Source organism: Mesorhizobium sp. M0207, from assembly GCF_040321995.1.
Taxonomy (GTDB): domain Bacteria; phylum Pseudomonadota; class Alphaproteobacteria; order Rhizobiales; family Rhizobiaceae; genus Mesorhizobium.
This window is the reverse complement of sequence record NZ_JAMYSQ010000028.1, coordinates 43,832-68,037: the sequence shown is the minus strand read 5'-3', so window position 1 is coordinate 68,037 and position 24,206 is coordinate 43,832. Positions and strand designations below refer to the sequence as shown.

Annotated in this window: 14 protein-coding genes and 9 pseudogenes; 13 read left to right on the top strand and 10 right to left on the bottom strand. The window is 58.2% G+C overall.

Going from position 1 to position 24,206, the window contains the following annotated elements; all coding sequences use genetic code 11:
• Positions 1-142: 142 nt before the first annotated feature.
• Positions 143-1,054 (top strand): LysR substrate-binding domain-containing protein, encoded by a 912-nt coding sequence (locus NKJ15_RS27645; RefSeq protein ID WP_352818957.1) that lies wholly within the window; start codon positions 143-145, stop codon positions 1,052-1,054.
• On the opposite strand, the gene NKJ15_RS27640 is transcribed toward NKJ15_RS27645, so the two are convergent.
• Genes NKJ15_RS27640 through NKJ15_RS27630 form a run of 3 tightly spaced genes read right to left on the bottom strand, consistent with a single transcriptional unit; the run spans position 1,051 to position 4,835 of the window.
• Entirely contained in the window at positions 1,051-2,373 is a 1,323-nt protein-coding gene (locus NKJ15_RS27640; protein WP_352818954.1) for an NAD(P)/FAD-dependent oxidoreductase, read from the bottom strand. The genes NKJ15_RS27645 and NKJ15_RS27640 overlap by 4 nt on opposite strands.
• Positions 2,374-2,386: 13 nt before the next feature.
• Positions 2,387-3,913, bottom strand: a complete 1,527-nt coding sequence (locus NKJ15_RS27635; RefSeq protein WP_352818951.1) for an aldehyde dehydrogenase — start codon at positions 3,911-3,913, stop codon at positions 2,387-2,389.
• The gene (locus tag NKJ15_RS27630) at positions 3,891-4,835 is read right to left on the bottom strand and encodes a dihydrodipicolinate synthase family protein (protein WP_352818949.1); all 945 of its coding nucleotides are present in this window, start codon (positions 4,833-4,835) and stop codon (positions 3,891-3,893) included. The genes NKJ15_RS27635 and NKJ15_RS27630 overlap by 23 nt, the downstream gene beginning before the upstream one ends.
• 204 nt (positions 4,836-5,039) lie before the next feature.
• Here NKJ15_RS27630 and NKJ15_RS27625 point away from each other — a divergent pair, with 204 nt between their 5' ends.
• From NKJ15_RS27625 to NKJ15_RS27595, 7 genes and pseudogenes are all read left to right on the top strand, one after another.
• A complete protein-coding gene (locus NKJ15_RS27625) occupies positions 5,040-5,951 on the top strand; it encodes an ABC transporter permease (protein ID WP_352818990.1) in 912 nt (303 codons plus the stop codon).
• A 37-nt stretch (positions 5,952-5,988) separates the two neighbouring features.
• Positions 5,989-6,989 (top strand): annotated as a pseudogene (gene proX, locus NKJ15_RS27620) (glycine betaine/L-proline ABC transporter substrate-binding protein ProX).
• 57 nt (positions 6,990-7,046) lie between these two features.
• Complete coding sequence (locus NKJ15_RS27615) at positions 7,047-8,111, top strand: quaternary amine ABC transporter ATP-binding protein (RefSeq protein WP_352818946.1); 1,065 nt, start codon at positions 7,047-7,049, stop codon at positions 8,109-8,111.
• Between the two features lie 118 nt (positions 8,112-8,229).
• Entirely contained in the window at positions 8,230-9,336 is a 1,107-nt protein-coding gene (locus tag NKJ15_RS27610) for an alcohol dehydrogenase family protein (protein WP_352818943.1), read from the top strand.
• Complete coding sequence (locus NKJ15_RS27605; RefSeq protein ID WP_352818940.1) at positions 9,333-10,439, top strand: mandelate racemase/muconate lactonizing enzyme family protein; 1,107 nt, start codon at positions 9,333-9,335, stop codon at positions 10,437-10,439. Before NKJ15_RS27610 ends, NKJ15_RS27605 begins: the two co-directional genes overlap by 4 nt.
• A gap of 579 nt (positions 10,440-11,018) precedes the next feature.
• On the top strand, positions 11,019-12,014 hold the full coding sequence (locus tag NKJ15_RS27600; RefSeq protein ID WP_352818937.1) for an isopenicillin N synthase family dioxygenase: 996 nt from the start codon (positions 11,019-11,021) through the stop codon (positions 12,012-12,014).
• Positions 12,015-12,099: 85 nt separating this feature from the next.
• Positions 12,100-13,208: pseudogene (locus NKJ15_RS27595) on the top strand (IS5 family transposase); the annotation flags it as partial.
• An 88-nt stretch (positions 13,209-13,296) separates the two neighbouring features.
• Here the strand turns inward: NKJ15_RS27595 and NKJ15_RS27590 are convergent.
• On the bottom strand, positions 13,297-14,175 hold the full coding sequence (locus tag NKJ15_RS27590; RefSeq protein ID WP_352818935.1) for a LysR substrate-binding domain-containing protein: 879 nt from the start codon (positions 14,173-14,175) through the stop codon (positions 13,297-13,299).
• 159 nt (positions 14,176-14,334) lie between these two features.
• Here NKJ15_RS27590 and NKJ15_RS27585 point away from each other — a divergent pair, with 159 nt between their 5' ends.
• A complete protein-coding gene (locus NKJ15_RS27585; RefSeq protein ID WP_352818932.1) occupies positions 14,335-15,516 on the top strand; it encodes an aromatic ring-hydroxylating oxygenase subunit alpha in 1,182 nt (393 codons plus the stop codon).
• Here the strand turns inward: NKJ15_RS27585 and NKJ15_RS27580 are convergent.
• From NKJ15_RS27580 to NKJ15_RS33105, 3 genes and pseudogenes are all read right to left on the bottom strand, one after another.
• A pseudogene (locus tag NKJ15_RS27580) lies at positions 15,457-15,606 on the bottom strand (B12-binding domain-containing protein); the annotation flags it as partial. The gene NKJ15_RS27585 and the pseudogene NKJ15_RS27580 overlap by 60 nt on opposite strands.
• A 246-nt stretch (positions 15,607-15,852) precedes the next feature.
• Positions 15,853-17,841: a CocE/NonD family hydrolase gene (locus tag NKJ15_RS27575; RefSeq protein ID WP_352818929.1), complete on the bottom strand. Its 1,989-nt coding sequence runs from the start codon at positions 17,839-17,841 to the stop codon at positions 15,853-15,855.
• 1,655 nt (positions 17,842-19,496) lie between these two features.
• Positions 19,497-19,585, bottom strand: a pseudogene (locus tag NKJ15_RS33105) (bifunctional methylenetetrahydrofolate dehydrogenase/methenyltetrahydrofolate cyclohydrolase); the annotation flags it as partial.
• 102 nt (positions 19,586-19,687) lie between these two features.
• On the opposite strand from NKJ15_RS33105, the pseudogene NKJ15_RS27570 reads away from it, so the two are divergent.
• Positions 19,688-20,361 (top strand): annotated as a pseudogene (locus NKJ15_RS27570) (IS256 family transposase); the annotation flags it as partial.
• A gap of 311 nt (positions 20,362-20,672) precedes the next feature.
• Here the strand turns inward: NKJ15_RS27570 and NKJ15_RS27565 are convergent.
• Positions 20,673-21,661, bottom strand: a pseudogene (locus NKJ15_RS27565) (IS110 family transposase).
• Positions 21,662-21,908: 247 nt separating this feature from the next.
• Here NKJ15_RS27565 and NKJ15_RS27560 point away from each other — a divergent pair.
• Together NKJ15_RS27560 and NKJ15_RS27555 are read left to right on the top strand one after the other, a co-directional pair.
• Positions 21,909-22,112: pseudogene (locus NKJ15_RS27560) on the top strand (transposase); the annotation flags it as partial.
• A 313-nt stretch (positions 22,113-22,425) separates the two neighbouring features.
• Positions 22,426-22,830 (top strand): transposase, encoded by a 405-nt coding sequence (locus NKJ15_RS27555; protein WP_352818926.1) that lies wholly within the window; start codon positions 22,426-22,428, stop codon positions 22,828-22,830.
• A gap of 223 nt (positions 22,831-23,053) precedes the next feature.
• Here the strand turns inward: NKJ15_RS27555 and NKJ15_RS33100 are convergent.
• Positions 23,054-23,257: pseudogene (locus NKJ15_RS33100) on the bottom strand (hypothetical protein); the annotation flags it as partial.
• Between NKJ15_RS33100 and NKJ15_RS27550 the strand changes: the two are divergent.
• Positions 23,228-23,386, top strand: a complete 159-nt coding sequence (locus tag NKJ15_RS27550) for a hypothetical protein (protein WP_352818923.1) — start codon at positions 23,228-23,230, stop codon at positions 23,384-23,386. The pseudogene NKJ15_RS33100 and the gene NKJ15_RS27550 sit on opposite strands and share 30 nt — an antisense overlap.
• 556 nt (positions 23,387-23,942) lie before the next feature.
• Here the strand turns inward: NKJ15_RS27550 and NKJ15_RS33095 are convergent.
• A pseudogene (locus tag NKJ15_RS33095) lies at positions 23,943-24,163 on the bottom strand (transposase); the annotation flags it as partial.
• Positions 24,164-24,206 lie beyond the last annotated feature (43 nt).

The following is a 24,206-nucleotide window of genomic DNA, read 5'->3' as shown; positions in this document are numbered from 1 at the left end:
CCCGCAAATAGGTTGGGGATCGCGGCCATAGTCGGTCGAACGCGGGCTATCGCGCCGCCTTGCAAATGCTTTTCCCGACATCTTGAGCATCGCTTGCTATATTTGTCGCGCGGCGCGATTGCCGAAGTGTTTGGAGCTTGAGATGGTTCGCCGCTATTACGACCTGCCGTCCCTGACTGCTTTGGCTGTTTTTGAGGCTTCTGCCCGGCACCTGTCATTCAAATTGGCTGCTGCGGAACTGAACGTCACTCCTGGCGCCGTCAGCCGACAGATCAAAGCGATCGAGGACGAGCTGGGGGTTCCGCTGTTTACCCGATTGGGAACCGGTGTGGCGCTGACAAGCGCCGGCGAAGACCTTTATGGCGTGTTGGCCAGTGGTTTTTCGCGGGCCGCAGACATCGTCCGAAATGTGAAACGCGGCGACCGTTCCAAGAACGTCACGCTGGCGTGCACGGACGCCTTCGCGTCGACGTGGCTGATCCCGCGGATGCCGGACTTTTGGACCCGGTACCAGGATATTGCCGTTGACCACCTTATCTCGGACAATCCTCGCGATTACCGCCGCGCCGAGGTCGAATTGCGCATCCGTTACGGGTTCGGATCGTGGTCGAATGAAGACGCTGAGCTCCTTTTCAATGAAACAATCTACCCGGTATGCGGGCCTGGGTTTGCAAGCAAGCACCGCGATGCAACGGCGGAATCGTTGGCAGACCTTCCCCTGCTGCATGTCGATTGGGTGGATCCCGACTGGGCTGGCTGGGACGAGGTCCTACGGCGCGCGGGGGTCTCGCATGGTCCGACCCGCGGTCGGCGCTTCGGCAAGTTCTTCGTGGCGCTTCAGGCAGCTCAGGCCGATCAAGGGGTGGCTGTTGGGTGGCATCGCCTTGTCAAGGCGCAGATTGACGAGGGGAAACTCGTCAGACTGACGGATCTCGAGCTCCCAGCCCCTGGCAGCTACTATCTCACATGGTATCAAAATCGTACGCTTTCCCCTGCCGCCCAGAGCCTCCGTAGCTGGATCCGGGAAGTGGCGGCGCAAGAACGAGAAAGCTAGAGCTCTCTGCCGGCGCGCATCTGCATCGCCCACAGCTTCAGCGGCGCTCCGATCGACATCAGCGGTTCTGGATAAAGCCGAACCGGAGCTGGCTCGTTCAGGGCGTCCACAACCATCGGCTCGTTAGTGCCAACGGCAAGATCGGCAACCAGCATCCCGTAGAGGGTGCCTTGCACAGTTCCAAGGCCATTGCAGCATCCGGCTACGAAGACTCTGTCTTCAATTTCGCCGAATGCGGGCGCGGAATTGAGAGAGAGACACAAGTGGCCTCCCCAGCGAAACTCCATCGGTGTTTCACCCACCATCGGGAAGCGCGCCTGGAATGACCGATCGTGCACGGCGCCGATCCGACGGATCTGCTTCTCACTGGTGGACATGTCCGGATTATAGGTGAAGGTGTTGCGGACGACGATCCGATCGCCGATCCTGCGGATGGTTGATCCCATCGGGTCGGCCGGGATCAAGCCCCAATGCGGGTCACCGCCCAGCGCAGTCTGTTCGCTCTTGGAAAGCGGCCTGGTCATGCTGGCGTAGGTGAACACATGCAGCAGGTGTTTCTTGAACAAGCCAAAGCTTTCGAGATGACCGTTAACGGTGAGGATCAACCGTGGCGCGGTGATCTCGCCCTCAGCCGTCTTGGCAGTGTGCAGTTTGCCTGTTTGCAGAGAAGTCACCGGTGAATTCTCGAATAGCTGCACACGCCTCGACAAGCCTTCGGCGAGCCCTCGGATAAAGCCGGCCGGCTGTGCCATTACTGTTCCCGGCGTGAAGGTGCCGCTGACGAAGAAGTCGGTACCGGTGATTTTCTTCAACTGCAGCGCGTCGAGCCGATCGAATGGCTCGCCTAGCCCCGTCAGGTGCTTTTCGAATTCGCCCAGGACGGCAACACCATGATTGGTTGCAGCTCCATGGTACTTGCCGGCCCGAACGAAGAATTTCTGCAACCCGTACTCGTCCGCCGCCGAAGCCGAGAATTTAATCGCGGCCCGATTCATGCGGATGCGCTTGCGGTCGTGATCCTGGCTTCCGCCGTAATGCTCCCCACCGAGCTCGTGCGGAAGGTCGATCATGAAGCCGGAGTTGCGCCCGGCAGCACCCCAGCCGACGCGCTGAGCGTCCACCAACACTATGCGCTCGTTCGGCACCAGTTGTGAGAGGCGCCGCGCGGCCGCCAATCCAGCAAACCCAGCTCCTACAATGAGCCAGTCCGCTTTGTGACAGCCGCGCAGCACCTCAGGTGCCTTGGGAGGCGGCAGAATACCGTACCAACCGGGCATGGATGTGTCCGCAGGCGTGCGGACAGCCTCATAATCGCTCATGGGTGCGATCAGGCTAGTCTACCGAACGCGAGACCTTAGGATCGGAGATGTCCGCCCAGATGGTCTTAAGTTCAGTATATTGGTCGTGGGCATGCAATGACTTGTCTCGTCCCCCGAAGCCCGAAAGCTTGAAGCCGCCGAAGGGAGTAGAGACATCCCCTTCGCCGTAGCAGTTGATGGTCACCGTCCCGGCGCGAATGTCCCTTGCGATGCGATGCGCCTTGCCGAGATTGGCGCTAAAGATTGAAGCTGCGAGCCCGTATTGCGTATCGTTGGCGACCCGGAGCGCCTCGTCAGCGTTGGCCACTTTGATCACCGACAGCACCGGACCGAAAATCTCCTCTCGTGCAATCGTCATTTCGGGCGTGACATCGTCGAATACGGTCGGCTCGATGAAATAGCCTTTGCCATGCCTGTGGGCGTTGCCGCCCGTGACGATCCTGGCGCCTTCCTCCCGCCCCTTCTTGATGTAGCCCATGATGCGGTCGAACTGCTCCTTCGACACAATGGCGCCGAGCCGATTGCCCGGATCCAGCGGCTCGCCCAAAGGCCATTCCTTTAGCTTGTGGAGGACGGTCTCCACCAAGCGATCCTTGATCTTCTCGTGCACGATCAGGCGGGAATTGGACGAGCAGTTCTCGCCCATGTTCGAGAAGACAGCTTGGGTCACATGTTGCGCAACAACGTCGAGGTTCTCGGCGTCTTCCAGCACGATGCACGGGTTCTTTCCGCCGCATTCGAGTACGATCCGCTTGAGGTTGGACTTGGCCGAATATTCCAGGAACTTTCGCCCGACGTCAGTTGACCCGGTGAACGCGACCATATCGATATCGGAATGCATGCCGAGTGCCTTGCCGGTGATTGCGCCCGGACCTGTGACGATCTGCAGGACGCCTGGCGGCAACCCGGCCTCATGCGCCAGTTCGGCGATCCGCAACGTCGACATGTTGGTCTGCTCGGCCGGCTTCACAATGACCGAGTTTCCGGTCGCGAGCGCCGGCCCGATCTTCCAGGCCAGCATCAGGATCGGGAAATTCCAGGGCAAAACGCAGGCGACCACGCCCAGCGGCTGGCGCACGATCATCGAAACGACATCATCGCCGGACGGCGACGTCTGGCCGTATAGTTTGTCGGTGGCTTCCGCGTGCCATTCCAGGCAATGCAGCGCCTCGGGAATGTCTATGGTTGCGACGTCATAGATCGGCTTGCCGCTTTCGAGCGTCTCAAGCACCGCAAGCTCATGGGCGTTTCGCTCTATCAGTTTCACGAGCCGCCGCAGAACGCGCTTGCGCTCGCTCGGATGCGCACGCGACCAGGCGCCCGATTCAAATGCCAGCCTTGCCTTCGCGACAGCGAGATCGACATCGGCCTGGCCGCAGGAAGCGATCTTGGCGATGACCCGCCCTGTCGCGGGATTGATGGTCTCGAAAGTATCCCCAGATTGTGCAGCCCGCGCCTTGCCGTCAATTACTGCGCTGGTCGGCAGTGGCAGGCTGTCCGCCAGGTTCTGGTACTCATCACGCGTTAATAGCGATGACATTCTCGGAAGCCCTCTTCTGGGATTTTGCAGTGATTGACGCGATGACTGTCTTAAGGGTGCGGATCGTCGACTCGAGTTCCCGCTTCTGTTCGTCGCCGAGTGCCCGCATCGGCAGGCGCACGGGCCCAGCTGGCAATCCAGCCAATTCGCACCCGAACTTGATGCTCTGGACGAACTTGCCGCCCTGCTCAAGAAGCCTCATCAGAGGCAGAAGCGCCGACATGATCTGCCGGCCCTTGGCGAAGTCCTTCTCGATCACGCAGGCTTCGTACAACGCGAGGTGCTCTGCCGGTAGGCAGTTGCCGGCGCCGCAGACCCACCCTTTTGCGCCCCAGGCGAAGAATTCGAGCGCCTGATCATCCATGCCGCAGAACAGGTCGATATGCGGATAGTCGCGAGCCAGTGCGTGCAGCTGGTTCATGCTGCCGCTGGATTCCTTGATGGCACAGAAATTGGAGCTGCGACCGACCCGGTCCAGGAACTCGACGTCCATCATCGTGCCGGTGCGTCCGGGATAGTTGTAGAGCATCACCGGTAGATTGGCGGCCTTGTCGATCGCAAGTGCATGATTGGCAAGTTCGAGCTGCGTGGGAACAGCGTAGTACGGCGAGCCGATTAGGATGCCGTCGCACTTGAGGTCCTTTGCAATTAGCGCGTATTCGATGCAGTCGTCGGTGCGAATGGCGCCGACGCCGGCGATTAGAGGCATCTTCCCCTTCACCACGCTCATGGCAAGCTTGAGCAGGCTGACACGCTCGTCGCGTGATTGGGCGTAGTATTCGCCTGTCGTGCCACCGACAATGATACCGTGGACGCCAGTCGCGACCAAGTATTCGACCATCACGCAGAAGCCGTCACGGTCAATCGATCCGTCCGCATGAAAGGGCGTTGTAACGGGCGGAATAACGCCTTTGAATGACATGAGCCTGGCTCCAGTTCGGCTATAGGCCCGTCGTTATATGCAAGGATAAATGGTCTAACAGCTGAAATAAAGTCACTCGGGAGGCTACTTTTTTGCACGACACCCGCTCTGAACAGTCATGCTACCGCTGAGCTTAAGCTGGCCCACAGCGCTCTAGGGAACACAGCGCTCTAGGGAACACTGGGATAACCTGAGGTGGCGACGATGACAGACTGCGGATTTTTGAACCCGTTCGCCTGCTACACTGCGCCAGTCGCTGGCTGGATCAGTTCCGCACTTCAGTGGTTCGTAGGTTATGCTCGACCATACTTCTTGTTGGTGAAGCAACCGATCGATGCCGTCCTGAGCCTTCTGATATCGGTTGCTAACGCCGTCCCTCCTTTGGTGCTGATCCCGCTAGCTGGAATTTTGGCATGGCGGGTGGGCGGCGTGCGGCTGATGATAGCCACTGTCAGCACTCTTTTGATCATAGGCTTCCTGGGTATCTGGTCTGAAGCCATAACTACTCTTGTAATCGTGTTCGCCGCAGTTTCCATCTGCCTCGCCATTGGTATTCCCCTCGGAATTCTAGCTGCCCGGAGCGATCGCGTCTTCGCCATAATGAGGCCTGTTCTCGATGGCATGCAGACGATCCCTGCATTCGTCTATCTGGTGCCGGTGGTTATGCTATTTGGCATTGGCGATGTACCCGGTGTGATTGTCACAATCATATTCTCGATTCCACCTGTAATCCGCTTGACCAATCTCGGTATTCGACAAGTGCCAACGGAAATCGTCGAGGCGATGATTGCGTTCGGTGCCTCGTCGCCCCAGCTTCTGCTCAAGGCACAACTACCAGTTGCACGCAAGGCCGTCATGGCCGGCGTCAACCAGACACTTTTGATGGCGCTCTCTATGGTTGTAGTGGCTTCTATGATCGCTGTCGGGGGATTGGGCCAGGTCGTTTTGCGCGGAATTGGACGCCTCGACATGGGAATTGCAACAGTAGGCGGCATCGGAATCGTTCTGCTCGCGATTATCTTGGATCGCTTAACACAAGCTTCCGGAAGACCAACATTACTCGGTGCCACGCCGTACCCCAAAAAGACGGCAGCCGAAGCCATCCAGAAACAATAATCAAACTATCACTATTGCACGATAGGAGGATGTCCAAATGGCTACACTATTATTGTCGCTTGCAATTGCATCTTTGTCTCTGTTATCACTTGGGAAAATTGCGCATGCCGCAGAAACACGTCCAGGCGCAGGAAAGACAGTTATTCCTTCCGCGCAATCAAACGATCCGGAGGAAATGTTCCAAACATATCTGGTCGGGATGGGGCTTAGGGACCTCGGCTATGAGGTCAAGGAACCCATCGTTGCGCAAATGCAGGCAACCTTTGTAGCGGTCGCGAACGGCGATGCTACGTATTACGCAGCCTTCTGGGATCCGCTTCACAACAGTTTCCTCGCAAATCTCGGAACCGACAAGGTAGCTCCGGTAGGAGGAATCGTAGCTAATTCAATTCAAGGATATTTGATCGACAAGAAGACGGCGGACGCTCACGGTATCAAGACAATTGAACAGTTCGCCGATCCTGCCATAGCCAAATTGTTTGATGCCGACGGAAGCGGCAAAGCCACACTATATGGCTGTGATCCAGGTTGGGGCTGCGAGCGTGTAATCGAACACCAACTCGACGCATACAACCTGCGGAACACAGTCAAGCACAAGCAGGGTAGCTATACCGCGATCATCGGTGACGCCATCGAGCGCATCAAAGCCGGCCGACACTTTACTATACCTGGACGCCGCTCTGGTTAAGCTCCGTCATGAAACCAGGAACCGATGTCACCTGGTTGACAGTCGACAAAACGTCACTGCCAGCGGATCAGGCCAACGCCGTTACCGACGTCGACGGGATCGGCAATCTGGGCTTTCCGGTGAACCAACAGAGGATCCTGGCAAACGCTGATTTTCTAAAAGAACATCCGGCCGCCCGGAAATGGTTCGAACAAATTCATATCCCACTGGAAGACATTAACGCCGAAAACCTATCGAAGCATAACGGCGAGAACACGGACCCCGACATCAAGCGCCACGCTGAAGCCTGGAAGGCGGCTCATCAGACCCAATGGGATGCGTGGCTGAAGGATGCGCTGTTGGCAAAATAACAAAGACTGACGGCACCTCTCTCTCGATCCATATCAGGACAACGCCTTGGTGAATCTATGCAGAATGTGATCGAGTGTCGGTCGGTCTGGAAGGTCTTTGGCAATCGCTCTGCTGAAGCTGTGCAGGCTGCCAAGAATGACAATGCCTGCAAGGCCGAGATTATGGAGCGCTTCCATTGCGTTCTTGGCGTTGCAGACGTGTCTTTTACGGTCGGAGAAGGCGAAATCTTCTGCATCATGGGCTTGTCGGGTAGCGGGAAGTCGACACTAATCCGACAGATCAATCACCTGGTCGATTCGACGGCTGGCGAAATACTGATTGAGGGCCAGAACATAAACGCGTTAAATGGTCGGGCGCTTCGCAGAATGAGAGGCGAGAAGATGGCCATGGTCTTCCAAAACGTTGCTTTGCTCCCGCATCGGACTGTTCTAGACAACGTGGCGCTCGGGCTTGAATTGCGGGGGTATCCTACCGACAAGCGCTATCGCGTCGCGCGAGAAAAGCTTGAACTGGTCTCGCTTGGTTCGTGGGGGCACCGTTATCCGGAGGAGCTTTCCGGGGGTATGAAGCAGCGGGTCGGCCTCGCTCGAGCAATGGCGTCGGACCCAGATATCCTCCTGATGGATGAACCCTTTTCAGCTCTCGATCCGTTGATTCGAAGGGAACTTCAGGACCAATTCCTGTCCCTGGCCCGTATGATGTCAAAGACAACGGTCTTCATTACACATGACCTTGATGAGGCGATCAGGATCGGCACTCGGATCGCAATCATGAAAGACGCGCGAATCGTGCAGGTTGGAACTCCGGAGGAGATCGTGACCAAGCCCATCGACGACTATGTGGCGAATTTCGTGGCCGGCATATCTCGCCTTGATCTCGTTACAGCACGCACGATTATGCGACCGATATCAGAGCTCGACGCGAAGCCGACCGGGTGTTTCGATCGCATGCGCTCGGTGTTGCCCAGCGCAACTCTCAACGACGTGGTGAGTGAATCGTGTGAGAGCGCAGGGCCCGTTCTGGTTACTGAGAATGGCCAACACATAGGCTTCATCACACATCGCGCGCTTCTGCTCGGCATTCAAGGGCAGCCTGCAGAGCGGAAGCGATTGTCGGACTAATCGACAGCTTGCTGGCGCGCTTCCGGCCAGGCGCACAGAAGACGCCATCTCCGCGGCGACGGCCGATTTGAAGCGAATGCGCTCCCAACGTTTGTACGATTAAACCAAGGTACCCCTAATGGACGCACTCCCGACGCATATGGTCGCCGTACACCTTACTGGCCACGGAGGTCTCGAGAAGCTGGAATATCGCGATGATGTCCCTCTTCCACGACCTGCAGCCGGAGAGGTCCTGATCCGAGTTGGTGCGGCCGGCGTGAACAACACAGACATTAATACGCGGCTCGGCTGGTACTCGAAAGTTGTGAAGGAGGGGACCAATTCGGTCGGCGAAGCCGGGACCAATCCAATCAATGACGATGATGCCACGTGGTCTGGCACGCCGATGACCTTTCCAAGGATACAGGGGGCAGACTGCTGCGGCAGAATTGTAGCCGTTGGCGACGGGGTATCAAGCGCCCGTCTCGGCGACAGGGTCATCGTGAAAAACATGCTCAGGAGCTATGTCGCCCATAGGCCGTACGAGTGCTGGACCTTCGGATCTGAATGCGACGGAGCCTTTGCGCAGTACACGAAGGCTCCGGCCCGCGAAGTCTATCCAGTGATCTGTTCTTGGAGCGATGCCGAACTAGCGTCGATACCATGTGCGTATTCAACTGCTGAGAATATGTTGCATCGGGCCAACGTTTCGGCGGGCGAAACTGTCTTGATTACAGGCGCGTCAGGGGGCGTTGGCTCGGCCGCTGTTCAATTAGCCCGTCGCCGGGGGGCTGAGGTTATCGCGACTACTTCCACGTCAAAGGCAGCTGCTATTATGGCGCTTGGTGCTCATCGGATCGTCTCTCGTGATGCCGATCCACTTGAAGTGGTTGGGCCCCGTCAAGTTGACGTTGTTCTCGACATCGTCGGTGGCGAGATGTCCGCGCAGCGCATAGAAACGCTGAAGGCCGGCGGCCGCTATGCCGTCGCAGGAGCAATTGCAGGTCCGCTGATCAACCTGGATTTGCGGGCGATATACTTGCGCGACCTGACTGTATTCGGATGCACGTTTCAGGAAGACGCAGTGTTTGAAAACCTCGTGAGCTATATCGAACGAGATGAGATCCGCCCGCTGGTATCACAGGTGTATCCGCTGTCTTCGATTTCCGAGGCGCAGCAGGACTTCCTGAATAAGGGCTTTGTCGGCAAGCTTGTACTCACCCCACCACAGGAGCAAAACCGTTGAAAATAAAGCAGATCGATGTTTACCAGGTCGACCTTCCTTATTCTGGTGGGGTCTACCTTTTGTCGGGCGGTCGGGAGTATCGCAGTTTCGACGCGACCATCGTGAGGATCGAAACGGCTTGCGGGCTAGAAGGCTGGGGCGAAAGCACGCCGTTTGGGTCCACTTATGTGGCCTCTCATGCCCTCGGCGTACGCGCCGGGATCGCCGAGATGGCACCGGCCTTGATCGGGTTAGATCCGCGCCGGGTTGATCGTATCAACGATTCAATGGATGCAGCTTTGCTTGGCCATCTCCACGCCAAAACCGCGATTGACGTGGCGTGCTGGGATATCTTGGGCAAATCTATGGGGCTGCCGGTCTGCGAACTTCTAGGGGGGCGCACCGACAATCGGTTGCCCGTGATCTCTTCGATCTACGCGGGCGAGCCTGATGACATGAGGAGGCGAGTCCAAGATCACCGTGCTCGGGGATACACGGCGCATTCTGTGAAGATTGGCGACGAACCAATTCTCGATGCTGCGCGTGTAGAGGCGGCTCTTGCTGACCGACGCCCTGGCGAATACTTTATCGTAGACGCAAACGGTGGCATGACCGTTGAGACCGCGTTGAGGACTTTGCGTCTTCTTCCGCAGGGTCTTGATTTCGTGCTTGAGGCGCCTTGTGCGACCTGGCGGGAATGCCTCTCCCTTCGACGCCGTTCTACCGTCCCGATAATTTGGGACGAACTTGCAGACAGCGACGCTGCAATCTCGATGCTGGTTGCTGATGATGCGGCGGAAGGCATCGGCCTCAAAATTTCCAAGAACGGTGGCCTCACACGCGGCCGCCGCCACCGTGATATTTGCATTGCGGCCGGATTGACCCTGAGCGTCCAGGAAACGACAGGGTCGGACATTGCTTTTGCGGCTGTAGTGCAGCTTGGCCAGACGGTTCCCAGGCGGTATCTCCGCTGCGTACTGGAATCGCGAGATATGGTGTCCTGTCAGACGGCCGATGGCGACTTTCCGGTGGTGGACGGGTATGTGACAGCACCGAGTACACCAGGCCTAGGGGTCACGCCTCGCATGGACGTACTCGGCGATCCTGTCGCCAGCTTTACATAGGTAGGCTGCCAGCGCCCCGAAGGGTCTGCAGACCGACGATTATGTTTTTGTTGATCCAGTGGGTAATCAAGTGCCAAGGAGTTGAGCTCTGTTGGCGGCACCTGTCGACAAAGCCTGCTTCTTCAGCTTTCCGATCACACGCGGGCAACGAGCAAGAACTTCTATGTAACGTGTCCGAAGGACACGCCAATGTCGCGCGCCACTAGGGACATCCGCGACTGACTAACAGATCAGCACAGCGCGCTGGCACTGAACGCCATCCTTCCCAGGTTTGAGGTAAACACGGATGACGTTGCGATGAAAAGGTCATCTATCACGACGAACGGCAGGCAAAAGGATTGGGCTTGGCGCCGCCCTACATTCCCGATGTCAGCGGGCAAGAGTGGCGTTGAGTTGATGTTGTCCTCGCCCGAGGCGAACAGAGCGTGACGATTGCGTTTTGATAGGCGGATCTCCAGACCGCGCGCACTGAAACCGATTACTACAGCTAATCTCTGAAGAATTTTTTTGCCGTTGAACAGGCTGGAATATGGGACAAAATCGGTGTGTCAACTTTCACAATCGAAATAAGGTGTATTCATGTCCGTAGATCTCGTTGCCAGGCTGGACGACAAGTTGCGCGCGAAGCGCGAAAGCTTTGACAAGATCCCGGTGGTCGATATCGCGCCGCTTCTCGATGGCAGCAACAAACAGGCGGTGGCTAGGCAGATACGTTGGGCTTTGTCGAATACCGGGTTCATGTACGTGAAGAACCACGGCATTTCCCAGGACTTCGTAGATGCGGTATTCGATGTCAGCCGCCGGTTCTTTGATTTGCCCATGGCGCAGAAGTTGGAATTGCATGTGAGCAGATCTGATGTAGCGCTACGCGGATATATCGAACCATTCGGGGAAAACACCGATCCTGGCAAGACGATGGACCTCAAAGAGTGCTTTGACATCGGCCCTGAACGTTCGACCCTGGAAGGTCCGTTTTTTGGATCCAATCAGTGGCCCGCTGTTCTGCCCGAGTTTCGCGAACTGACGTACGGATACCATCAGAAGATGGTGGACCTTGCGAAAAAACTGCTGACTGGCATCGCATTCAGTCTGGACTTGGCGGAGGATTATTTCGAGAGCCAGATGCGCAGTCCGATCAGCATTCAGCGCCTGCTTCATTACCCTCCGCAGAATGGCTATGTCGGGGAAAACATCATCGGCATCGGAGCGCACACGGATTATGGCAATCTGACCATCCTGGCGCAGGATGACGTGGGCGGTCTTCAGGTGATGAACCGGGATGGAGACTGGGTGGAGGGCACGCCTATCCACGGCACCTTCGTCATCAACATTGGCGACTTGATTCAGCGGCTCACCAATGATCTCTATCTGGCGAACATGCACCGGGTGGTGAATACCACGGGGCGCGAGCGGTACTCGATCCCCTTCTTTATTGATGCCGATTTCGATGCCATCATCGAACCGCTGGCCTCATGTGTCACCGAGAGCAATCCGCGTCGCTATAAGCCGGTGACGTGTGGGCAGCATAAATTCGGGCGTTTTGCAGCAAGTTATGCTCACCTGAGCAAGGTATAACGAGTCGACCGTGGACTATCCGCAAGTCATTGATTGTGGTTGGCGATTGACGTGAATGCCGGCTTTGGAATTGCAGGATTTACGGGAGGTGCTGTGCGAGCGCTGGGTGGAGGACCCCTACTTCCAGTATCTTTGCGGCGAGGTGTTCTTCTGCCATGCGCTGCTGTTCGACCGCTCGTCGATGACGCGCTGGCGCAGCCACATGGGCCAGGAGCGGGATCGTAGCGCTCTTGCAGGAAAGCCTCAGCATTGCGGTCAGGACCGGGGCGATGAAGCCGGCCGACACGCGCCAGGTGATCGTCGACACCACCGTGCAGCCGAAGAACGTCATGTTCCCGACCGACGTCAAGCTCATCCAGCGGGCACGCGAACGGCTGGTGCGGCTTGCCAGGAAAACGGGTCTTAATTTGCGCGAGACCTATGTGCGGGTCGGCAAGCTGGCCCTGATCAAGCACCAGCGCTATGCCCACGCCAAGCAGTTCAAGCGGGCCAACAAGGCGCTGCGCAGGCTCAAGACCTATCTCGGCCGGACCATTCGCGACATCTCCCGTCAGATCGCTGGCAATACGGAACTGGACGCGCTCTTCAAATGGCCGCTCTACCAGGCCTCCACCCTTCTCGAGTATCGTCAGCGCCAGCGCGGCCGCAAGATCTGGAGCCTGCATGCGCCAGAGGTAGAATGCATCGGCAAGGGCAAGGCCCATGCCCCTTATGAATTCGGGGTGAAGGTGTCGGTGGCCACCACGCTGAAGCCCTCGAAGGGTGGCCGTTTCGCCCTGCATGCAAAAGCGCTGCCCGCCAATCCCTATGACGGCCACACACTCACAAGCGTCATCCCCGCCATGGAAAAGACCATCGGCAACGAGATCGGCCGCATCCTTGCCGATGCCGGTTATCGCGGCCACAACCGGAAAGCCACAAGTTCAGGGTCTTCACCGCCGGCCAGAAACGCCGCGTCACCCCGGCCATCAAGCGCCAGATGCGCCGCCGCTCCGCATCGAGCCCGTGATCGGGCACATCAAGGACGAGCACCGGATGGGCCGCAACTACCTCGCCGGCCAGCAGGGCGACGCCGTCAACGCCATCCTGGCCGCCGCCGGCTACAACTTCTCCCTCCTGCTCAGGTGGCTGAAGGCTCTTTTGTGCCTGCTCATCGCCACCCTCCAAAGTCAGCCGAAGGAACTCGACGCCTGATCCCTCTCATTGTTCACGGCCGACTATTCTAACGAAAGCGGGCAATGCGAAATTGCCAGCAGAAGTCCGGGAACAAGAAAGTAGCCGCTCAAGAGCTTTTTGCGAGCCAGCTCGCAAAAAGCCGGGCTTTCGAGCCTGCCCTTGGATGGATTTTCAGATAAAACGCGACAGGTGACGGAATACTGTCGGGCACAAGTTCGACCAGCCGTCCCTCTTTCATGAGGTTTTTGACGAGCCCGTCCCAACCCAATACCGCCCCCACATCGTCTTGAGCAGCCTGGAGGGCGATCATGTAGTTGTTCACAGAAAACCTGCGCCCCTTTGGGCCCGGGTGTCCAAGCGCTTGAAACCAGTCCGTCCAGTTCGTCCAGTCGGTTTCCTCATTATTCATGTGGATCAAAGGCGCCTTGAGTAGATCTTCAACTCTGCGAATGCCCTGTTCTGTGGCGAACCTTGGAGTTCCGACTGCGACAATACGGTCCTGAAAGAGTTTGTGGCACTCCTCGCGATTCTCCTGCGGGTTGCCGTACTGAATACTTAGATCACACCGGTCAGCCATTCCGGGCACGTCGCTGACGATCTGCGCGACAGTAATAGTGGGATGGCTTTTCCAGAACGCTGAAATCTTCGGTGTGAGCCATAGCGAGCTGACGGCCGTGGTGGTTCGGATCGTCACGTCAACGGCTTCCGGGCGATCGCGCATCTGAGTAACCGCTTCGGAAATCGCCTCGAGCCCGCGTTGAACCGCGACGAACAAGAACGCCCCTTTCTCAGTCAATTCGACACCGCGGCTTCTGCGCAAGAACAGGTTGCATCCGAGGTCACTCTCAAGCGCCTTAATTTGATGGCTGACAGCCGCCGGCGTCACGTTCAGTTCCTGAGCGGCGTTCTTGAAACTGGCATTTCGAGCGGCCGCCTCGAAGCAGATCAGAGCAGTTATCGAGGAGAGGTCATACGGTCTTGACATAGAGCCTCTTCGGACCCGCTTTTTGTTTCATGGGATGGGCTCGCGGTGCAGGCGAGATTAGCTGAACTAAATCGAGCTGAAAATAAGTACTATTGCGCAAAGGGCCTTCAAGCAAGAAAATTTCATCTCAAATGGGCACGCCATTTATGGAACTTCGGCATGAACGTCCCCTCGCCCTCCATCCAAGAGTTGCTAGCGCGCCGCGTCTCGGGCCATGCCCTTGAGCAGCCGTTTTATACATCGCCGACGATTTACCAGCTCGATCTCGAGCACATCTTCTACCAGGAATGGCTCTATGCGGCGCCGGCGTGCCAGCTTGCGAAAGCGGGTGGCTTCGTGACGATGCGCGTCGGTGCTTATGAGGTGATCATAGTTCGGGGCCGCGATGGTGAAATCCGCGCTTTCCATAATTCTTGCCGTCATCGCGGCTCGATGATCTGCAAGGCCCGCGAAGGTCAAGTGGCCAAACTCGTCTGCCCCTATCACCAGTGGACCTACGAGCTTGACGGCCAGCTGATCTGGGCGAATGACATGGGGCCTGACTTCGACATGTCCAGATACGGCCTGAAGCCTGTTCATCTGCGCAATCTGGCCGGCCTGATCTACGTCTGTCTGTCGGATACCCCACCAGATTTCGCACCCTTTGCCAAACTGGCCCTGCCCTATCTTGAGGTCCATGACCTTAGCAATGCGAAGGTCGCGTATACGTCGACCATCATCGAGACGGCCAACTGGAAGCTTGTGTGGGAAAACAATCGCGAATGCTACCATTGCAGCAGCAACCACCCGTCGCTCTGTCGTTCCTTCTCGCTCGACCCGGAAGTGGCGGGCGTGTCTGCCGACGGGTCGGTCTCGGCGACCCTTCAGGCGCATTTTGACCGTTGCGAAGCCTCAGGCGCGCCTGCGCAGTTCCGGATCGCCGACAGCGGCCAATTTCGCCTTGCGCGGATGCCGTTGCAGCAAAGGGCCGTGAGTTACACGCTCGACGGCAAGACTGCCGTTCGCAAGAATCTTGGCCACGTGGCTCTGCCCGATGCAGGCACGCTGCTGAAGTTCCATTATCCGACGACCTGGAGCCACTTCCTGCCAGACCACTCTCTGACCTTCCGAGTCACGCCGATCAGTCTCACGGAAAGCGAGGTCACCACCGTCTGGCTCGTGAACGGTGCCGATCACCATCTTGCCCTGCTTCGGCGCGCCGGTGGCGACAAGCAGCGGACGCAGGATGAACATGCCGGCCTTCATCGCGTTGGCCGACAGCAGCACTTCGGGAACGAACAGGATGCCGTCGCGGAAGTCCGCGCCGACGATGCGCATGCCCTCGACCAGAGCCTCGGTTAACACCTTGTAAGGCGCCCAGCCGCGCTCGAGAAGGATATTGGTGCCTTCCTCGATTTCTTCCTTCAACCCGTCATAAAGATCGTCGTGCATCTGCTGCACCAACTCGTCGTCGGAGAGTTCCGAAAGGATGATCTCGTCGTCGGCCATGCTCGACACACTCGCTACTCTCAATGCCGCTCCTGATGTTCCCGCGAAAGAGTGTGAAGAAACGATCGTGCCGGTGCCCGCTGCCTTAAACAAGGAAAAGAATAAGACCCGCAAAGCTAGGCGGAGCCGGATAGTAGTACGCGCGGCTATCTGAGTGGCGACTTATTCTTTAAATCTACTCAGCGCCTGTCACATGAGATCTCTAGGAATGCGCTCACTGCGTATGCGAGAAAAGACCCTCACACCATTGTGGAACGCCTCAATTTCCTCTGAAATAATCCATTCAGTCTTTGTGCAGGAGAGCCTAGAGGCGCAATTTGTCTCGGTCTCCCATCCTTCTCGTGAAAGAATCGATGTTCGGCGGCACTCACCCGTCAGCGATAGTGGGTCGCTCGTTCCGATTGTCCATCTATCCTCAAAGTCGCCCCCATAGACAAGCTTGTGATCGAGACTACGGCTACGAGCCCCTTTGGAAACCTTGCTATAATGGGTGAGACCATTGTCCAAGTCACGTTCCATCCAGCGTCTGCTTTCACCGGCCGCTATTGTTTCAGAGATTGGAGCAGGTTTGACAGGCGCTGGTTCCGGAATGTCAATGCGTTCGTGCTTGCCTAGCAGAGGGAGCGAAAGTTTGAAGCTAGGCAATTCGACGCTGAGCGTAGCGTCATAAGGCGGAGGAAGCATCATGGGCCAGTAGGCAGTTGAAAGAGCTACCCGAACCTTGTGTCCAGGGGCAATACGGTAGCCGCAGGCGTCCAGAGAGACGGTGACGCGTTCGTCATGCCCCGGTGTCAGCAGGGTGGGAGCGTCGCTGTTGCGGTGAGCCAGATTCAACAAACCAAACGATACTCGCGCTTCTGTGCCGTCAGGATAAACATCGATGAGGCGGACAGCGATGTTCGCTAAAGGGGAGTCACTGAAGAGTACTAACTGCAATCGTGGCGTTCCCAGCAGGACCATTTCCTGCTTGAGAACGTCGCTCTCGAAAATCAGCGAACCGCCATCATCAATACGCTGATCGCCCGGAAACTCTAACCCGCTGCTAGTCACGTACCAATGCCCTGCGGCCGTCCCAGTATCGAGCGGCGAGCGCAAGAGCCTGCGTCCGATCGCTGTTTGACTTGGGTCTGCCGCCAGCTTGCACGAAGCATCCAGCGAAAGGTCGCACATTTCCGGAGCGTGCCACTTCTTTTTTGCAATCCAGTAGCCGGGCGCGCGTTCAAATTTGACCATTGGTCTTGCGCCATCAAGGATGAAGGCACGCACTTGCGATATGTCGGACGCCCCATTTGGTTCATCACGAAGCCAGTGGTTCCACCAATCAATAGCCTCGGTAACAAAGTCCGCGCGTGGTTTCGGGTTGGCCAAATGCGGCCACTCGTGAACCCAGGGCCCAACTAGAGCCTTCACCTTCAACGGATTACCTTCGACAGCCTTAAAGGGCGTGTTGCGATAACCGTCATACCATCCGGCAATGACTAGAGCAGGTACCGACAATTCAGCAAAGTTCTCGCAGATCGAACCGTGTTTCCAGAACTCATCGCGACGCTGGTGAGACAGCCAATCTCGGATGAAAAAGGGCTCACTTTCAAGGCGCTCGAGCCACATCGCGCGCCAACGGTCACCGACGAGTGACGGGTCAGGGGCCCGAGCCATGATAGACAGCATAGTAGCCGCCCAAGAAAATTGATCTGAAAGATGAACGCCGTTTTTGTAGTGGATATCGTCGTTATATCGATCGACGGTCGAAGCAACCGAAATGACGGCCTTCAAGGCGGGTGGCTTCATCGCAGCGACCTGCAAAGTGTTGAAACCACTCCACGAGAGACCCATCATACCTACGTTGCCGTTGCACCACGACTGCGCGGCGATCCATGCGATTACTTCAGCGGCATCAGCAAGTTCGAGAGACGTATATTCTCCATCGATAGCGCCCTCCGACTCTCCCGAACCGCGAATATCAACATGCAAACCCGCAATGCCGGCGACTGCAAAAGCAGGAAAAGAAGACTCGTCACGCAAATTCTCAGGTCGCTTGCGATAAGGATGAAATTCGAGAACCGCCGGAACCGGCGCCTTTTCTGATCCGTCGGGCAGCCAAATGCGCGCAGCGAGGCGTACCCCATCCTTTAGAGAAATCCATTCATTCTCGATAACAGTGAACGTTTGATTAGTCATTTTCACACCAAACTTAAGCAACGTTGAATGATAGCGTCTCTGCCAACCTGCCATTCGCAGTGATGGCCGCTCTGCGGACGAAAATGGATGAAACTGCCATTAGTTTTGCTCTCTTCTCGGTTATCATGTACCTAGCTACTGTAGTTTCCCTCGAAGTGTAGCCGTGAAATCCAATTTTGACTGGGTATTACGTTGATGTCCAAGTCGCAGGAGTGCCCTGCGAAAGCTCCGGTCGGCCTACTCACAGAGAAATCCATGGACGGCTAGTGCCGCCTGAACCGCCAGGTAGGCTAAAATGATCAGAATTACATTGCAGACCAAACTTGGAGTACCTTTGACGCGAACATGCCAGATTGTTGATGCATCTGCGCGAAATCCGGCAGTGAGAGCCTGACCCGAAACTCGGGATTGGGCGGGGAAGCGGTTGAGTGGCTCCGTCCGTTGTGATTTCGCTTAAGTTGTCTAGGTTGGACGGAGGCCACCTGCCGGTCATATTGCCGCGCGGGGCAGCGGGATGCCGCGCCGCGATACATGTCGTCGGTATCTATTGTGGAGTGCCGCAGGCGCTTGAATACTTTCGTGTCGCCGGGAACGTGCTGGAGGAGCGCGGCCTGCTATGAAGATCATCCGGACTTGCGTGTGGCAGCACGAGCTTCCGCTCACGAAGCCCTTACTGGCTGTCCGGCAGTCGGCTAAAATTCGAGAAACTCGACGGGACCTTCGTTCGCATCGACACGGATGCCGGCCTGTCCCGCTGGGGCGAAGGCTGCCCTTGGGGTAACACCTACCTGCCAGCGCATGGACCCGGCATCCGGGCCGGTATCGCGACACTGGCACCGGCGCTGCTCGGCCGCGACCCGCGCGCGATCGAGGCGATCAACCGCACCATGCAACTGCATCTTCGCCTTCCCGGCATCTTTGGAGGGCTACAGCACCAAGGTGCAAGGCGTCGAATCCGACTTGGTCGCAGCATGGACGGTTCGCTCCTGGCCGAGCGCGCATGGTTCACCGAGTAAAGGCCGACATCCTCCCGTCTGGCCGCGCGGGCGGTTCCCATCAAGCGTCAGCTTTGGGTGCCGCCCGCGAAATTTCCCGCGTCTTTATCCACCACCCGATGGATTAGGTGATCTGCGATGACCCATCCGGACGAGCTTGTCGCAGCCGATCTGTTGAGCGATCTCAGGGCCATATCGTGACATGGCCGACATCGACATGACGCGCCTTTGCGCTTATTGGCTTGAGCGTTGCGCGGCGCCTTGCGCAAGACGGGTGCTGCCATGTGCGTTTTGGTGAGTCCCATCAGCCTGCGCTGTGCAGTGGACTATCGCACCTATGGGCTATTCCAATCGCAAGTGCCGACGACCTACCTGGTCGCGACTAGCGGCCCTCTCCTGCCGTATCGGGCGGAAGCTCGGAGTGGCCTTGAGAATGCCCTTGCGGCCTCTCGCAGAAGCCGCTCGGCCTCGGTGATATGGCCGGCAATGCGCACGGCTTCGGCATAGATGACAGTGGAAGCCCCGCCTCGAAATGCACAGCGCGCTCGATCGCCCGGCCTCATAGCGGCGCCACGTTTGGCTGTTTCAGGTCTCGTCGATGGACCAGACGGGAGCAATCGATCGCTCGGCGATACTTCAGCCATGTTGACGCCGGCGCCTCACCGTCGCCTCAGCTGCGCCCAGCAGCGTCGCATGGGTTTTCCGACAATATTCGACCGACCAATTACAACAGCATCTTTGCCTGCGAGAGCTGTTCATTATAACGAGTTCGCCGCGAGAGCCCGGGCCGCCTTTGCGTTTATCTCGGCAGAAGGGGCCTAACCCAGACCGCCTGATCGAATCATTTCACTTCTTTCCGCAAGGTGAAGGCGGTGACGGAGGAATTGTGCGGCCACTCTTTCTCGGCCTCGACGGTGAGCGAGGCGACGATGCGGCTGGATGAGGCGCTCAAGGCGTTCTTCACGCGGCGGCTCGAGGAAAGCTATCCGTATCTCATCTTGGACGCGCGCTACGAGCGGGCTCGCGAGGCGGGCGTGATCGCCAGCCAGGCGGTGCTGGTGGCGATCGGCGTGGATTGGGAGGGCCGGCGCCAGGTTCTGGGCGTTGAGCTGGCCAACCGGGAGAGCCATTCGAGCTGGCGCGAGTTCGTGACGGGGCTCAAGAATCGCGGGCTCGCCGGCGTCGAGTTCGTCGTCTCCGACGACCATCCGGGGCTCAGGGCGGCAATCCGCGAAGTGCTGCCCGAAGCGGTCTGGCAGCGCTGCTACGTGCACTTCCTCAGAAACGCGCTCGACTACGTGCCGCGCAAGGCGACGACGATTGCCTGATGGAGCTCAGATGGTTCTACGACCGCCGCGACCTTGCCGAGGTCAAACGCGACCTGGCGCAGTGGATTGCCAAATGGCAGGCCAAATATCCGAAGCTGGTCAACTGGGTGGAGGATAACATCGAGGAGACGCTGAGCTTCTATCGGCTGCCGCTAGCTCACCACAAGCACATGAAGTCGACGGATGACATCGACAAGCCTGATTTCGACTTTTTCGATTCCTGTTGCGTTTCTTTGTTCGGCTCAGGTGAGCCTGTTTCTTCGTCCCGGCCCACAGGATTTCCCATGCGAGCGTGTCGAGACGCAGTCAAGGCTGGCCGGTGCGATGGCGCCGCGGCCGGCTGCGAGGTTTCCAGGCCACGCCTTGACGGCGTCGAGCACGGCGCCGTTCTGGAGCGGACCGAGGGCGTCGGTCGTGCCGCCAGATTTCCTTGTGCTATATTTGTCCGGCACGGACGACCACGTGGCAAAGAGTGGTGCGAGAGGATGAGAGTGCCGCCACGCAGCCGTTATAGTCGTTCCTCGTTTGTGGCGTCCGTGCGCCGCTTCGGCCCGCGTGACCGCCAATGCCGAACCATTAGCTCGTAGGCACGTTCGGCATTCTCGGCCGCGGCTTTCTCGCTGTTTCGCAACTCCTTCACGTTGTAGGCGTAAGCCGAACCGCGGCGACCGACACCGCGCTCGCCCGGCGCGCCGGCCTTGAGAGCGAGCTGCCTCTGCTTTGCCGCCACCAGCGCCGGGCGAGCCCAGAAGTAGTCCTGCTCCTTTGTCAGCAGATGCCAGATCAGCACGGCGAGCTTGCGGGCGACCGCCACAGCTGCGACCTGATGACCACGCTTGTTGCGGATGCGTAGGAAGAAGGCCCTGAGCGGTCCGGGCGCTTTCGCCGCCGCCCAGGCGGCCTCGACCAGCATGGCGCGGGCATGGGGACGCGATCGATCTCGCGGATGTGGCGGGCGATAGCGGCCCGCTCGTCGTCGGGAAGCACCTGCCGCTCGAGCCAGGCGCGACCGCGATTGTTGAACGGATCGGCATGCGGGCACTTCGGCACGAGGTGCGCCTGCAGGATGCCATGCACCTCGTTCTTCACGCGCGTGCGATGCCGAACGATCTGGTTGCGCCGCGGGACGAGGCGGCGAAGCCGCTCGGTCCGCTCGTCAGGTACCCAGACCTCCGGGAGAAAGCCGCTGGCATGGAGCTGCGCCAGAACGCCGGCATCGATCTTGTCGGTCTTAATCCTGGCATGGGCGATCGCCTTCACCTGCATCGGGTTGGCGACAATCACCCGGCCGACATAGGGCGACAGAACCCGCACCACCGCCATGGCGTTGCCCGTGGCCTCGACGACAACCTCATCCGTCCGTCGCAAACTGCGGCGGAACCCTTCCAGTCCCGAGCGGGTCATGTCGACCCGTCCGTGATGGCGCAGCCGGCCGCCTTCCCAAACCACCACCTCCGCAAAGGTGCGGTGGATGTCCATTCCAATCACACGTCTCATCGGCTCCCTCTCCTCAAACAGTCGGGAGCCGGCGGGCGACGCGACACCTACGGATCCGCGCTCTCGGCGCAACCGGGCAGGTCGCAGGGGCGGCCAGCTACTAACGCGAGCTCGCAGCTCATCGAATACATCGGCCTGCCCGCACTTGGCGTGCTCCCGGTGCCCCTGTCCCGGATGGTCGCACCATACGCCGAAAATCGCTCATCTCCAGCGGGGATCGGATGGCACCGTCATGATCATACCGGTTACGAACATGCTGGAGCGGCTGAACCAGGAGATCAAGCGGCGCACCCTGGTCGTTCGCATCTTCCCCAACCCGCGGAGTTGTCTGCGGCTGGTTCGGGCGCTGGCGGTCGAGATCCACGAGAACTGGCTCGAGGCGACCCGCTACCTCAACATGGATCATCTGCGCGAGCACAAGAAGGAGAGCCTGAGGGCCTTGGCCGCCTGAGCACCGTCATGTGTCCGCCGCTCCGCTAAACACGGGGGCTGCGCGGCGGACACGCCGACGTGACCGCAATGCCACACCATTTTGCAGAACTTGATGCACACAACTTCCCGCTTCCGGCAAGCCGAAGCATTTGTCTCAACTGTCTCATGGTCAGCCTTCTCTTTGCCGGCATCAAAATGTCCTCGTTCATCGCGAGGTAATTGATGCCAAAGTTGCTGACCCAGGAGGTAATCTTCAGTGCCGAAAACCGGCCGGTCTTTGGCTGGAATGGTGGCCGGCTTCATACCGGAATGGTCGCCGGTGTTTGATCGGAATGGCGGCCGGCTTCACGTCGGAATCCGCAGACGTCACCGCAATGCCACGCCATTTTGCAGAACTTGACGCACACAACTGTGTCAGCCCAATCGTTGCCTCCGCCATCGCAGCAACGATTCTGGATCCCCGTTATTTTCGCAGTAGTCGCGAATTCGTGGCTTGGCTTGGCCTTTTCCCGAGGCAAAGCTCAAGTGGAGGCAAGGAAAGGCTCGGGCGGATCTCCGACAGGGAAATCCGAAACGTCCGCAAGCTTCTGGTGATCAGAGCAACGGCTGTTTTGCGCTACGGCAGAACCAAGACCTCCGGAAACGAATGGCTCCGCGCTCTTCTTGATCGTAAGCCTGCACGTTTGGTCACAGTGGCCCTCGCCTATAAGATGGCGCGCACTGCTTGGCGCTGCTAACCCGAAAGCAGGACTATCGGAATCAGAAAGATCCTACCGCGAATGCTGCTATAGCTGGATAACTAGGCCAACCTCACCGATACCGAATTGCAAGTGCTGATGATGACGTGACGAACTACCGGCAGAGCCGGGATCAGGAGAACCCGTTGGAAGCGGAGCAACATCTACTACGGACATTTGATTGGGACCCGATCTGCGGATCATATCAGGGCCAGCGGCCGTGTTATGCCGCACCAACAGGCCGGACACATGGCTGCACCCGCCGGTGCGACGTTACCGAAAGAATCCCTTGCAATGCAGAGGCTGTCCGCCTGATCGTCTTCAGACGGTTGATCTGACCTTCGACGGGGCTCGTGCTCCAGGGCTGGGTGATTGCCGCCCGGACAGCCTCAATGTCATGGCCGATGCCTGCTGCAAGGGAGGCCAGTTCACTATCCGTGGCATCGGCGATCCATTGCTCGAGGCCGGCATCATCGTCGCCGCGTACCACTGCAGGAAATCGGCGGGCGAGTTCGCCCGCGATCGAAAGCTCCGGCGCATTTCATGGAGATGGTGAAGGAACCGCTCGGTCTGCTCATCGAGAGATATCGGGTCTTCGCTCAGGAACCATGCACAGTTCCGGCGCGATGGCCGCCGCCACCGCGAATTTGGTGGAGCGGTCGATGACTGCTCCTTGCGGGCGGCGGTCCACCTGTAGACGGTCGCCTTGCTACCTTGAAAGCCGCGGCACTTGATTTCGGCCCACAATTGCAATCCGTTGCGCTAGCCCTTCCTGCCAGCGTCTTTCGAGATAATCGCGAGCACGATCGGAACCGCTGCTGCCAAATCTGACGTGATTTCCCGACCAAAACACACATAGGAGAGAAACGACCGCAGTGCGCTGGTCAACATAAAGCTCTCTGCCACGATCCGCGCCTTCTCCGCTGCGAGCGCTGCCGCCGCCGTGTCGGACCTGCGATCACTTCTAGGCGGCCGGGAAACCCACTGTTTGAGCCGTCCAAATGGACTTCCATTTTGCCGTCTGTCTCGATACAAACACCTCCGTCCAAAGCGGAGACTTCTTCGCATGATCAGCTCAGGCTGGGCAGGAGGGGATCAGGTGAGCGCTTACGCTGATGCCGCAGCCAAAGCAGCTGGATCAGCCCGTTCGCAGCTGCGAATTGCCGGATTTCGATACGCGTTGCTCACGGCCGACAGACCCACTCTGCCAGCGTGTCGGCGCCAAGCCGGCTTAGGCCGCGCCGTCTGTTATCGAAGTTGCGGACAGCCCTTCCGACCAGGGCACATCAAAAAATTCCGGTCCAATGCCCTTGATGTCCAGCAACATCGCTGCGGAGGCAGGTGTTGCCGCGTCTCGTGTCTCAACCAGTAATGCA